The sequence below is a fragment of the Microcoleus sp. Pol11C3 genome, from assembly GCF_036701485.1.
Classification (GTDB): domain Bacteria; phylum Cyanobacteriota; class Cyanobacteriia; order Cyanobacteriales; family Microcoleaceae; genus Microcoleus.
In genome coordinates this window covers 1-13241 of sequence record NZ_JAUBQW010000160.1, presented here as the reverse complement: position 1 = coordinate 13241, position 13241 = coordinate 1, and the positions used below count along the sequence as shown (strand labels likewise).

At 44.0% G+C, this 13241-nt stretch carries 8 protein-coding genes; 5 read left to right on the top strand and 3 right to left on the bottom strand.

What is annotated here, in order from left to right; genetic code table 11:
• The first annotated feature begins 619 nt into the window (after positions 1-619).
• The 4 genes from QUA40_RS24860 (at position 620) to QUA40_RS24845 (ending at position 5667) form a co-directional block, all read left to right on the top strand.
• Positions 620-3094 carry a phosphoketolase family protein gene (locus QUA40_RS24860; RefSeq protein WP_333130834.1) on the top strand — a complete coding sequence of 825 codons (2475 nt, stop codon included), beginning with the start codon at positions 620-622 and terminating at the stop codon, positions 3092-3094.
• 144 nt (positions 3095-3238) lie between these two features.
• Positions 3239-4318, top strand: coding sequence for an AAA family ATPase (locus tag QUA40_RS24855; protein ID WP_333130832.1), 1080 nt, complete (start codon positions 3239-3241; stop codon positions 4316-4318).
• Positions 4311-5000, top strand: a complete 690-nt coding sequence (locus QUA40_RS24850) for a DUF3226 domain-containing protein (RefSeq protein ID WP_333130830.1) — start codon at positions 4311-4313, stop codon at positions 4998-5000. The genes QUA40_RS24855 and QUA40_RS24850 overlap by 8 nt, the downstream gene beginning before the upstream one ends.
• A 28-nt stretch (positions 5001-5028) precedes the next feature.
• Positions 5029-5667 (top strand): histidine phosphatase family protein, encoded by a 639-nt coding sequence (locus QUA40_RS24845; protein WP_333130828.1) that lies wholly within the window; start codon positions 5029-5031, stop codon positions 5665-5667.
• Between the two features lie 42 nt (positions 5668-5709).
• Here QUA40_RS24845 and psaK read toward each other — a convergent pair whose 3' ends face one another.
• A complete protein-coding gene (gene psaK / locus QUA40_RS24840) occupies positions 5710-5970 on the bottom strand; it encodes a photosystem I reaction center subunit PsaK (protein WP_333130826.1) in 261 nt (86 codons plus the stop codon).
• A 228-nt stretch (positions 5971-6198) separates the two neighbouring features.
• On the opposite strand from psaK, the gene QUA40_RS24835 reads away from it, so the two are divergent.
• Complete coding sequence (locus tag QUA40_RS24835; RefSeq protein WP_333130824.1) at positions 6199-7419, top strand: acetate kinase; 1221 nt, start codon at positions 6199-6201, stop codon at positions 7417-7419.
• A 100-nt stretch (positions 7420-7519) separates the two neighbouring features.
• Here the strand turns inward: QUA40_RS24835 and QUA40_RS24830 are convergent, their stop codons facing one another.
• Both QUA40_RS24830 and QUA40_RS24825 read right to left on the bottom strand, forming a co-directional pair.
• Positions 7520-7756 (bottom strand): hypothetical protein, encoded by a 237-nt coding sequence (locus QUA40_RS24830; protein ID WP_333130822.1) that lies wholly within the window; start codon positions 7754-7756, stop codon positions 7520-7522.
• A partial coding sequence (locus QUA40_RS24825; protein ID WP_333130820.1) for an AAA family ATPase occupies positions 7737-13241 on the bottom strand: 5505 nt, incomplete at its 5' end. The genes QUA40_RS24825 and QUA40_RS24830, both read right to left, overlap by 20 nt.

Here is a 13241-nt window from a genome sequence, read left to right as displayed (position 1 = left end):
TGCACTTTATTCTCGATCGCGCGCTCAAAACCCAGGCTACCTCAAGTGCGATCGATATATTCAGCAAGCCCTAATTATGGTTATGCTACCGGACATGATATGACGGATGATTCTCAGTTTTAGAGTTTAAGCGAATATACAAAACTTTAGCAGGAAAGGAGTTAACAGCTCATCGGCAAGCAGAAAAAAAAATTCACATATAAATAATTCTCACCTCTACCGTAAGAAGTATCTTTTCTACACCCCAAGGTTTTCACCCCCCACAACCCTGCTTTTCTCGGTCAAAATTGTGCGCTTGTTACCCAAAAATTAACGTTGATTTAAACTTTGATTGAGAGAAAAGTGATATACAATTCAATTGTTTACTTGCAAAAAATGGAGTAAAAATAAACAGTGTCACCAGTAACAAAATAATATCCCGCGTCAGTTACAAGATCGATCGCACTTCTCGATCGCACATTAGACCTCTTGCAAAAATAACTAGGACGGGCAAGATGCCCATCCCACAAAAAACATTTTTTCTTGTGGAACGGGCATCTTGCCCGTTCCAAAATTTGATTAAAAAGACTTTTGCAAGAGGTCTATTACAAAAAAACCAAAACTCAGGAGTCAATCGCTGATGATGCTAGGAACAACCGAGATCCCGCAATTAAAGCCGCTTTCCGACTCAGAACTACACAAAATGAACGCCTACTGGCGGGCGGCAAACTACCTATCCGTCGGACAAATCTATCTCCTCGACAACCCCCTACTCAAAGAACCCCTCAAAATCGAACACGTCAAACCGAGACTCCTCGGACATTGGGGCACCACTCCAGGTTTAAACTTCATCTACGTTCACCTCAACCGCATCATCAAAGCCCAAGACATCAACACCATCTACATCGCAGGCCCCGGACACGGCGGACCGGGGTTGGTCGCCAACACCTATCTCGAAGGCACTTATACCGAATATTACTCGAACATTTCCCAAGATGAAGACGGTATCAAACGGCTGTTCAAACAGTTCTCCTTTCCCGGCGGTATCCCCAGCCACGTCGCCCCGGAAACCCCCGGTTCGATTCACGAAGGCGGCGAACTCGGCTACGCCCTCGTCCACGCTTACGGGGCGGCCTTCGACAATCCCGATTTGATTGTGGCGGCCGTTGTTGGCGACGGGGAAGCGGAAACAGGCCCGCTGGCTGCTAGCTGGCACTCTAACAAGTTTCTCAACCCGGTTCGGGACGGGGCCGTGTTGCCGATTTTGCACTTGAACGGCTACAAAATTGCCAATCCAACGCTGTTGGCCCGCATTCCGCGCCAGGAATTGGAAAGTTTGATGGTCGGTTATGGCTACAAGCCTTATTGGGTGGAAGGTTCAGACCCGGAAACCATGCACCAGTTGATGGCTGCAACTCTCGATACAGTCATTGGTGAAATTAAGGCGATTCAGGAAAAAGCCCGGACCAAGGGCTATTCGGGCCGTCCCCAGTGGCCGATGATTGTGATGAAAACTCCCAAAGGCTGGACCGGGCCGAAGGAAGTTGACGGTAAGAAAACTGAGGATTATTGGCGATCGCACCAAGTCCCACTTTCGGAAATGGCTTCTAAGCCGGGACACGTCCAACTCCTGGAAGATTGGATGAAAAGCTATAAGCCGGAAGAACTCTTCGACGAAAAGGGCAAGTTAATTCCGGAATTGGCAGAATTAGCGCCCAAGGGATCTCGGCGGATGGGGGCAAATCCCCACGCTAACGGCGGCCTGCTGCTGCGAGACTTGAAAATGCCGGAATTTGAAGACTTTGCCGTTGACGTGCAAAAACCGGGCACTGTAATGGCTGAAGCAACCCGCGTTTGCGGCCGCTTCCTGCGAGAGGTGATGACACTGAATCAGGAAAACGCCAATTTCCGCATTGTCGGGCCTGACGAGACGGCCTCAAACCGCCTCGATCCGGTGTTTGAAGTGACGAACCGGGTGTGGGCGGGGGAAATTTTGCCGGAAGACGACCACATCTCCCCCGACGGCCGGGTGATGGAAGTCCTCAGCGAACATCTATGTCAGGGATGGCTGGAAGGTTATTTGCTAACAGGAAGGCACGGATTTTTCTCTTGCTACGAGGCGTTTATTCACATCATTGATTCGATGTTTAACCAACACGCTAAATGGTTGAAAACTACTCGCGATATTCCTTGGCGCCGACCGATCGCCTCTCTCAACTACCTGCTAACTTCTCACGTTTGGCGACAAGACCACAACGGTTTTTCTCACCAAGATCCGGGTTTTATCGACCACGTAATTAACAAGAAAGCGGAGGTTGTGCGGGTTTATTTGCCGCCGGATGCGAACACTTTGCTGTCTGTAACGGATCACTGTCTCCGCAGCCGCCACTATGTTAACGTGATTATTGCAGGGAAGCAGCCGGCATTGCAGTATTTGGATATGGATGCTGCGATTAAACACTGTACCGCGGGCATCGGTATTTGGGAGTGGGCTAGCAATGATAAAGGTGGCGAACCGGATGTGGTGATGGCTTGTGCGGGCGATGTTCCGACGCTGGAAACTTTGGCTGCTGTTGACATTCTCCGCCGAGATTATCCCGATTTAAAAGTGCGGGTGGTTAATGTGGTGGATTTGATGACGCTGCAACCTGCTAGCGAACATCCCCACGGTTTGTCTGACAAGGATTTTGATAGTTTGTTCACGAAAGATAAGCCGGTGATTTTTGCTTTTCACGGCTATCCTTGGCTGATTCACCGATTGGCTTACCGCCGGACGAATCACTCGAATATTCACGTTCGGGGTTACAAGGAAGAGGGAACGACTACGACGCCGTTTGATATGGTGGTGATCAATGACCTCGATCGATTCCATTTAGTTGCAGATGTACTCGATCGCGTGCCGAAACTGAGTTCTGTAGCAGCTTACGGCAAACAAGCTATCCGTGACAAGCTGATCGAGCACAGGCAGTATATCACTAAGTACGGCGATGATATGCCGGAAATCCGCGACTGGAAGTGGCCGCACGCGGGCCCGGTTTCGCCGGAAGCGCCGAAGGAAACGACTGATCCGGCGGCGACTGCAGAACAAACGGTGCGATCGGGTGCGCCTGGATAGGTGCGATCGCTTTTCGACATCTGCGTGAATCCGCGTTAATCTATTGTCATCTGCGGTTAAGAAATTCTATTTTTTTAACCGCAGATACAGGCAGATTAACACAGATTAACGCAGATGAGTTAGATTAATTCAACAGGATAGGTAATGCTGAAAGAAATAGAAATCCAAAATTTTAGGTGTTTTGAGCAAATCAAAATTTCTGGGTTTGAAAGAGTCAATTTAATCGGCGGTAAAAATAATGCTGGCAAGACAGCCTTGCTAGAAGCACTTTTACTTACTGTGGCTCCACAATATAGAACTCTAACAATGCTAAGAGATTTTAGAAACGAGTCGTCAAAAAGCTTGCCAACTATGCCTAATAGAGGATGGAATACATTATTTCGTGTGCCAGAAAAAAATAAATTTATAGTAATTTTTAGAAAAGAGGATAATAATAACCCCTATCAACTAGAAATATCGCTCAATAGCTCCGTGAATCTAAATCAGGTTTTGACTGGTGAAGGTGCAGAAAAAATAATAGATTATTTGTCGAGGGACGACTCACGTTTCTCTGGACTAACTATTAAGTTAACAAGAAACGAACAGGAACTTGCTACGTCCTCTTTAATAGCTGGTTCCCCGGTTCCAATAATTACTAATAGCATTTCTACTACTGACGGATTACCAATCATTCCATCCTTTCTCAGAATTTCAGGAAAAGAACTCACAGAAGCATACGATCGAGCGCGTTTGGATGACAAAGATAGCGAAGTTTTGAAAGCTATTCAAGTTCTCGATCCTACAATCGAATCAGTAGAGAGCTTTTCGATTGGAGAACCCACGCTCTACTTAAGAAGAAAGGGCGAAAAGCGTTTGCCTTTATCATTGTTTGGAGATGCAATCAATAGGGTGGCGGATATTATTCTTAAACTGGTAAACAGCGAACACAAAATACTGCTAATTGATGAAATAGAGAATGGCATTCACCATACAAACCAGCCGGAATTTTGGAGAGTCTTATTTCGGTTGGCGGTCGAATTGGATACGCAGATTTTTGCTACAACTCACAGTTTAGAGATGCTTGAAGCATTTGCTGAGGTTGGTTTAGAAGATAATCAGGAATGCAGCAGCGCATATTTTGAACTAGCAAGGAAACTCAAAACAAATCAAATAATCGGAATCCGGCGCGATTTAGAAACTTTGAATTACGCACTAGAGCATCAAGAAGGAGTGAGAGGTGAGTAATATTGTCATAGTAGAAAGTAAAAATGATAGAATTTTTATGCAGGCAATGGTTGAAAAACTAAACTGCGATATCCAGGTAGCATCACCTATTTATATAAATGATTATAAAAGTTTGGAAGGCTTGAGCGAAACAGAGTTAATCAAAGCTTTAAAAGCTTTAGAAGCAAACATTGACAAAAAAGGTATCGCAAAGATTGGAATTATTATCGATATTGATAATTGTTCAGAGCAAGAACGGCTGAAATTCGTAGATAGATGTATAAAACCAGTGTTTGAAGCTGAAAGCTTGTCAAGCACTAAACAATTTATCGATATTTATGGAGATAATGAAACAAAGGCAAAATTGGCTTGTTACTTTACAAATGTTGAAGGTAAAGGCGAACTGGAAACGCTTTTAAAGGCAATAAAGGCTAGAGAATCACCTTATGCTGATTGTTTGGATAGCTGGAGAAGTTGCATAGAAGAAAAGGAGGGAAAGAAAATCAAGCAGAAAGATTTTGATAAATTTTGGATTAGCCACTATATTAGGTATGATACTTGCTCAAAGAAGGAACAGCAACAAGCTGAAAAATATTGCAGTATGTTGCGGTTTGATTATGTTATGGAACACAAAAAAGATATTTGGGATTGGGATCATCCTGCTCTCGATGATTTGAAAGAGTTTTTTACACTCTTTTGCTAACATAGTAAAATTCACACACAATTAACTCATGAGCTTAAAAATCTACTTTCTGCGACACGGTGAAACCACTTACAGCAAAACAGGCGGCTTCTGCGGCGCGATCGACCCAGAATTAACGCCCGAAGGTTCTAAAATGGCAGAACAGTTTGCCGCTACTTACGCAAAATTGCCTTGGAATGCTGTTTATGTCAGTCCCATGAAACGAACTATTGCTACTGCAAAACCTTTGTGCGATGCTGTGGGAATTGAAATGCAGCTTCGCGACGGACTGAGGGAAATTAAGTACGGTGAGTGGGAAGGCAAAACAGTAGAATTCGTCAAAAAAGAATACGAAGAAGCTTATATTAACTGGCTGACTGAACCTGCTTGGAATGCACCGAATGGCGGCGAAACTTCTGTGGAAATTGCCAGTAGAGCTTCCTTAGTTATCGCAGAAATTGAGGAAAAGTACAAGAGCGGTAATGTTTTGGTTGTCTCGCACAAGGCGACTATTAGGATTATTCTGTGCAGTTTGTTGGGGATTGATTTGGGACGTTATCGCTATCGCATTGGCGCTTTAGCAGCTTCTGTCAGTATTGTCAAGTTTGACGTGCGCGGGCCGCTGCTGGAGGTTTTGGGCGATCGATCGTACATGGATGAAAACCTCCGCAATTTACCCGGTACTTGAAATCGCGGGTAAGGTGCGCTGGGCGCACCCTAAAGTCTGAAACTAAATCGCACCGATGTAAGACAATCCTAAAATAGTACCCGTTCCCAAAATATGACCGAAGCAGAGACTTCCCACAAGTGCACCCAAACTCAAGCCGCCGACCAAACCCGATGAGGGCGCGGCTGGGCCTGTGTGAGGATTTTGGATGGTTGATTTGCCGATCGCAATAGCTAAAATATTGCAAAGAATCATAATCAAACCGAACGTGGGGTTCCACTCTACGGTTCTGGCGACAGTGGCAAGTAAAATTGGTGTAAACATCGATCGGCTCCTTAAACTTTAGTAAATGAAAATCTGCATAGAAGATATATCAAAAAAATGCAACTGTTAGCTACACGTTGCATTAACAGTTAATTTATCGACATATTTCTTAATGATTTTGCCATAATCTCAAGATTTCTTAGTCTGTGCAGGCGGACGAAAGTTTGACAAGACGCGATTTCAATCGCCTAGCGTTTGAAAGAACGAATCAACAGGACAGAATAAAGCATGAAAATACTGGTGTTAAATGCGGGTTCTAGCAGTCAAAAGAGCTGTCTTTACGAGTTAAACGATGTCCTGCCCGATCGACCTTTGCAACCCCTATGGGAGGCTCAAATTGATTGGACTCATCAGCAGGGTATAGCAGAGTTAAAAGTCAAAACAGCAAAAGGCGATCGGCTTGAGGAGGAATTTGCCTCCGACTCTCGCGAAGCCGCCATTTCTCGAATGCTGGAGACTCTGTGGCAAGGTAAAACTCAAGTTATTAATAGTTTAAACGAGATTGATATTGTCGGCCACCGCGTCGTACATGGCGGACAAGACTATCAGCAAAGTACGTTAATTTCGCCGGATGTTAAAGAGGCGATCGCCCGTTTATCTGTTTTCGCCCCCGTACACAATCCCGTCAACCTCGAAGGCATCGAAGCCCTTGAAAAACTCCTCCCAAATCGGTCGCAAATAGCAGTATTTGATACAGCTTTTCACGCGCAATTGCCGCCCGCTGCGTTTGTTTACCCCGGCCCCTATGAATGGCTGGAAAACGGGATTCGCCGCTACGGTTTTCACGGCATTAGCCATCAATATTGCGCTCGCAGGGCCGCCGACATACTGGGTAAAGATTTGGCAGATTTGCGGTTGATTAGTTGTCATTTGGGCAACGGATGTTCTCTGGCAGCCATTCGCGGTGGCTGGAGTGTTGACACGACGATGGGATTTACGCCTTTGGAAGGTTTGATGATGGGAAGTCGATCGGGTTCGATCGATCCAGGCATTCTCATTCATCTGTTAAAACAATCCGATTTTACTGCTGAGAAACTTGATGGTATTCTCAATCGAAATTCTGGTTTAAAAGGGATTTCAGGGGTGTCTAGCGATCTGCGGCAGATTGGAGATGCGATCGCCCAAGGTAATCAGAGAGCTCAACTTGCATTGGATATTTACATTCACCGTTTGCGCGCCGGAATTGGGGCGATGCTGGCGAGTTTGGGAGGGTTGGATGCTTTAATTTTTACGGCGGGAGTTGGGGAAAATTCTGCTGTTGTGCGGGCGGCAGCTTGCGAAGCTTTTGGATTTATCGGGTTAAAATTGGATGGGGAAAAGAATCAACACTCGCCAGTTGATGAAGATATTGCGGCAGTGGATTCAGCCGCCAGAGTTTTGGTAATTCACACGCAGGAAGACTGGGAAATTGCGCGAGAATGCTGGAAAAGCGCCATCTGTTCCGGTTAAGCGATCACTCTTTTAGGCTACTTAAAAAGGAGCGACCTCTTTTCTGGTGGGTAATAGATACAAAAGGGCGATCGAGAGTTGGATATCAACATCGAGGATGTCAGTCTTCAGTTGACACCAATCCAGACTGACAGCGTTCCCAATAGATTTTAGCAACGCGATCGCCCTGATTCTGACGCCAACACTCGGAAAACAGCCGCGCCGCTTCCGCGAAATTCCCTTCCGAGTAAATATCCAAAGCTTCGGCAAACAATTGCAGCGTAGCTAACTTGCCCGCTTTGATTTCTGGTGGATCGGCATCAAACACATCATCCAGGTCACATAGCTGCCATGCCATCAATCATAGCTGACTGAATAATTGTATAAGCCTCTACCCAAGCTTTTTCAGTTTTAGGTGTCCACTCTAAACCCATCTGCGCCTTCAGGGCTTGAATGAGTGCATTGGTCACAACAGGATAATGTTCTACTGAAACGCCATATTTGGCATGAGTTGCACCTAATCCTTTAGCAAAAACATTAATTAATTGAGGTTTCCGTAAATTTTCAATAATTATTTCTAAGCTTTGCCAAAGCTTTTCTTTTTGCTGTCCCATGTTTGTATTCATAAAAAGACTTTTAATCTGAGAAGAACTATCAAAAAGTATTTCATAAAAGTTACTTACAAATTCCTCAGATCGAGGTTTAACTAATGCTAAAGTTCTCTCTAATAGCTCGATATTTAAAGTAATAGTTTTTTGTTCACACCACTCCAAATAAATTTGAGCAACTTGATCCGAAGGGCAGAAGCTTAAACATTGAACAAAAAATTCTGTAGCTTCGATAAATTTTTGTTGGCGGTATAAGCTCAAACCTCGATCAAATAAATTTTTTGTTGTTAATTTACCTCGCTTTGTTTCAGGAATATCTGCCTCAAAAACTTCATAAATTGTAGATAAGTTTACTTTTCCCTTAACACTAACTTGAGCAATCATTCGCATAGCATAGTTGCTAGGATTAGCTAATTTGTTAAAAGTCTGCTCTGTAATCAGTAAAGCAACACCATAAGTTTTTGTTAATCCTTCCACACGAGAAGCTAAATTCACCGCATCACTAATTACCGTCGTATCCATGCGATTTTGCCCGCCAACAGTCCCTAACATTAAATTCCCAGTATTAATGCCAATGCCAATTTTAATCGGGGCATAACCAGAATTAACCCGCTCTTGATTGTATACTTGAAGTTGATACAACATGGCAATACTGGCGTTTACTGCATTATCAGCATTACCGCTGAATAGCGCCATAATCGCATCACCAATATATTTATCAATAAACCCATTATTTTCAATAATCGCTGATTCCATCCGAGATAAATAAGCATTAATAAACTGAAAATTGTCCTCCGGAGTCATACTTTCCGAAAGCGTAGTGAAGTCGCGAATGTCGGAAAATAGCACCGACATTTCTAACTGCACTTGGTCGCCCAATTCGACATCGACAATGCTTGGTTTCTCTAAAAAATGGAGGAACTGATTGGGGACGAAGCGCTCGTAAGCTTTGTTGAGTTGAAAAAGTTCATTGGTGAACCTGATCTGCTCTGTTTCGGCTTTTTTGCGCTCCGTGATATCTTGAAAGGCTACAATTGCATAAGAAATATTGTCCTTTTCATCATAGATGGGAGTAGCCCAAGCCTCGATCGGAATAATCTTGTTGCCTTGGTGAATTTCCATATCATCTACAGTGGCACTTTCGCCACTCAACGCCCGCGTAGTTGGCAATTGTGCAGAGGGATATTCCTGCTGTGTTCCAGCTTGATAGATTTGATAAACCTCTGGTAATTGCTCGCTGGAGGCTTCAGGAATAACTCCTTTACCCAATAATTGAATAGCCGCGCGATTAATATAGTAAGGTTTGCCTGAAGCATCCAGCACTGTCACACCTACTGGAATTGCTTCTAAAAATTGAGTGAGCCGGTTCTCGCTTTCGCGGACTTCTGTATAGAGTTTAGAATTTTGGATCGAGATCGCTGCCTGTCCAGATAACACTTTTAATAGTTCGACTCTTTCTGGCGTAAAAGCTCCGGCTGTCAGATTGTTTTCTAGATAAACAATACTGACGATTTGAGATTGGTTAATCAGCGGCACACATAAAATTGATTTGGGCTGATTTTTTCGGATGTAGGGGTCGTTGGTAAATTGTCCCGATCGGGCAGCATCATCTAGTACCACACTTTCTTGAGTGCGGATCACATAATTAACAATTGCAGAAGAAAGTTTTTGACAGGTTTCAACGGGGATTGACTGCAACACAGTGACGAGATCGTCATCTATTGTCCCTTCAGCTTCAATTAACAGCTTTTCCTGAGTTGATAAAATCAGATAGCCTTTTTGTGCCCCCGCATTTTCCATCAAAATTTTCATCAAACTGGACATTAGCTTCTCTAGCATAATTTCACCGGAAATCGCCTGAGAAGCTTTCATTACTGTGGTGATATCTAAGTTAGATTCTGAACCTATCGTTACTCTTGTGGTAGTTTTAGTATTTTTATTTTTCCGTTGAATTGGTTTTAATAACTGTGGATATCGCGTTTCTAAATCCGTTACCTTAGCAGTTGCTCCCCATTGAACATAACAATAATACGCCTCAATCATGTAGAGTTGGGCAAATTTTTCTTTATCCCATTCTAGGTAAAATTTTGCTGCTAGTTCATTAGCTAGTGCTTCTTCGTTGAGGAATTGATTTTCTTTAGCGAGAGAGATGGCGCGATCGTACATTTCAATCGCCTCAGCTTTATTGCCCAACACTTGCTGCCGTTCTGCCTCAACTAAATACCATTTATGCAGATGATTCATGGGAGCATTTTGCGCCCATTGGTGCAGAGTGCTTTGATGAATTTCCACTAAGCCAAGAATTTGAGCTTGCTCACTTTCTGCGCGGGTGGGAAAAAGTGCCAGGTGTGTCAGAGCGGCATAAAAATGGAAAATGGGAACAAGAACAAATCCCGATACTGCCACCAAATATGGCTTGGCTTGGGCAATGTAGTCAAGAGCAGCGGTGTAATTGCCCCATAAGTAGGCAAACAGTAGTTTGTAGATATAGGTAATGGCTACCGCTGTGAATTCTTTATCCTGATGATGCTTAGGAATCATTGCCGTTTCATCGTAGGCAGTTCCTATTAAACAATCCGGTTGACTTACGGTTTCCCTCAAATTCCACACCCTCTGCTGCGCCATATTCAAATAAGTCTGGGCAGAATATTGCTTTACCTGCGCCATGACAGCACTGTAAGCTGCTAGTTCGGGTTCCCAAGTGTCTAGTTCTACCCCACCAACAAAGTTGTCTACAAAGTAATTGTTTATGCTGTAGCCAGCGTAGAGAAAGTTGCCAGTTTCCATGCCAGCCATAAAGCCATCTTTCAGCGTCGGTATCGTTGCCAAGAGAGATTCTTGGCGATGCTGAATAAAATTCCCAAACAAAACTAGAATTATGCACTTGAATTCCCGTACATTGCGTCGCTCTAGCAATGAGAGCGCTAATTTACCAAAGGCATAGCCTGTTTTGACATTCCCCAAAAAGGCACACAGCACCATCCCGTGAATCGCATAGCCCACGCTTGATGCGGGCGCATTCCCAAATTGGAGCGATAAACTCACCATTGTGGAACTAAGGAGGGGCATTAAACCGGGCATTGCCTGCAAAATTGCCGCAAGTAACATACCTAAGAGTTGCATAGCTGCCTGAGTGTGTGGATTTGTCATCACAGGTAGGTCAACCAGTTCTTCAATTTGCCTGCTCTGGAGTTGGCTGGTCAAGGTTTGTAGCTCTTTACCAATTAAGGCTTCGTCAACTTTGGTGGGTAGTTCAACACCCAACTGCAAGAGTGCATTTCTGCCCACGGCGATCGCCTCCAACATCTTGCTCTGGGCTGTCTGGGCGGCAATTGAAATTTCGTAAATTTTAATTTTGTCTAAAATCGTCTGAGCATTCTGCAATACCTGTGCTGCCATCTGTTCCATAACCTCAAGGTCAGCATTCAAATAGGCGGCTTCAGCAGCAGCAACATAAAGATTTAGGGTCAATTTATACTGACTTTCCCAGCATTGAGGTCTTAGTAACTTAATCCCTGTTTGCAGATAGATATTTGCCGCAGCATAGGCGGTAGAACTTCTTGCCTTACCTCCCGCTTCTAAGTTGAGTTGGGCTAAGGCTTCTCGTTCGCTTAATTGATTGATTAACTCAATTCCTTGATTTAAATGCCCCACAATCTCAAATAGTTTTTCTTCTCTTTCTATGTCCGAATATTTTTGTAGGAGTAACTGTCCTATTTTGAGATGAGTGGCTTGTTTTTGGTTTTCGGGTATTATGGAGTAAGCCGCTTGCTGGACGCGATCGTGCAAAAACTTATAAGTAGGATTAGCCACAGACTGATTCGCGGATTGAGCATCTGTTTGAACGAAATTATAGCCTTCTATAATCAGTAAAATAAGTCCTTCTTGCAAGGCTTTCCAGAGTGCTGATGCCGTTTGTTCTGGTAATTCTTCGTTGACTATCGCCAGTGTATCTAAATCAAATTGCGCCCCAATGCAAGCCGCCAGTTTGAGAACCTCCTGAGTTTCTCTGGGCAACTTCTGTAATTGCGCCGCCATAAACTCCACCACATCCGAGACATCGGCAAATGTAACTCGATCAATATCGCACTGCCAATGGCGTACATCCCAGTCAAAGCTAATTTGACCATCTTCATATAACGACTTGAGGAATTGAGTAGAGAAAAAGGGATTTCCTTTGGCTTTTTGATAAACCAATTCTGTCAATGGTTGAGCCAAGGATAAATCGCAAATCAGCGTATCTGCTACTAACTGATTCATCTCTGCTTGGCTCAATGGTTGTAGCGTAATAGTATTTATTATTGCACCAGACTTAACAATCTCATCCATCGTCAAAATAAACGGATGAGTAGGGGAGACTTCATTATCCCGATAAGCACCCAATACTAACAGATGTCCCCTATCCTGCATCAATAGTTGTAATAAGTTTAAAGATGCTGAATCCGCCCACTGCAAATCGTCCAAAAACATCACTAACGGATGTGAGGCAGTAGTAAATACTTGCACAAATTTCTGCATCAGCAGATTGAAGCGATTTTGGGCGGCACTCCCCGACAATTCTAGTGCAGGACTTTGAGCGCCTATGATGCGTTCTAACTCAGGAATTACCTCAATCAACACTTGCCCACTCTCGCCAACTGCTGTGAGAATCAGAGTTTTCCATGTTTGTAATTGAGCATCACTTTCTGATAATAACTGCCCCATTAATTCCCGAAATGCTTGCACAAATGCACTGAAGGGTATATTGCGTTGGAATTGGTCGTATTTGCCTTTAATAAAATAGCCACGCTGTCGGGCGATCGGCTTATGGACTTCGTTGACGACTGCGGTTTTACCAATCCCAGAAAATCCAGCTACCAGCATCATTTCGGCGCTACCTGTACTGACTCGTTCAAAGGCTCCTAATAGACTAAAAACTTCAGTTTCCCGGCCGTATAACTTTTCGGGAATCAGGAAACGGTCGGTAATATCCCGCGTTGCCAAGGCAAATTCTTCTATGCTATCGGTTTCTTGTAATTGAACCAGACACATTTCTAAATCCTGCTTGATTCCCCAGGCTGTTTGATAGCGGTTTTCGGCATTCTTCGCCATCAATTTACTGACCAGTTGAGAGACAATTAGGGGAATTTCTGGCTGTAATTCGTGCGGAGGAAGTGGTTGTCTGGCAATATGGCAGTGAACTAGCTCTAAAGCATCTTCTGTTTCAAAAGGCAGTTTTCCTGTTAGCAATTCGTA

What these genes read in the sequence shown, in the direction of transcription:
- QUA40_RS24860 (WP_333130834.1), top strand. Translation starts at nt 620, where the DNA reads ATGATGCTAGGAACAACCGAGATCCCGCAATTAAAGCCGCTTTCCGAC.
- QUA40_RS24830 (WP_333130822.1), bottom strand. Translation starts at nt 7,756, where the DNA reads ATGGCATGGCAGCTATGTGACCTGGATGATGTGTTTGATGCCGATCCA.
- QUA40_RS24845 (WP_333130828.1), top strand. Translation starts at nt 5,029, where the DNA reads ATGAGCTTAAAAATCTACTTTCTGCGACACGGTGAAACCACTTACAGC.
- psaK (WP_333130826.1), bottom strand. Translation starts at nt 5,970, where the DNA reads ATGTTTACACCAATTTTACTTGCCACTGTCGCCAGAACCGTAGAGTGG.
- QUA40_RS24835 (WP_333130824.1), top strand. Translation starts at nt 6,199, where the DNA reads ATGAAAATACTGGTGTTAAATGCGGGTTCTAGCAGTCAAAAGAGCTGT.
- QUA40_RS24855 (WP_333130832.1), top strand. Translation starts at nt 3,239, where the DNA reads ATGCTGAAAGAAATAGAAATCCAAAATTTTAGGTGTTTTGAGCAAATC.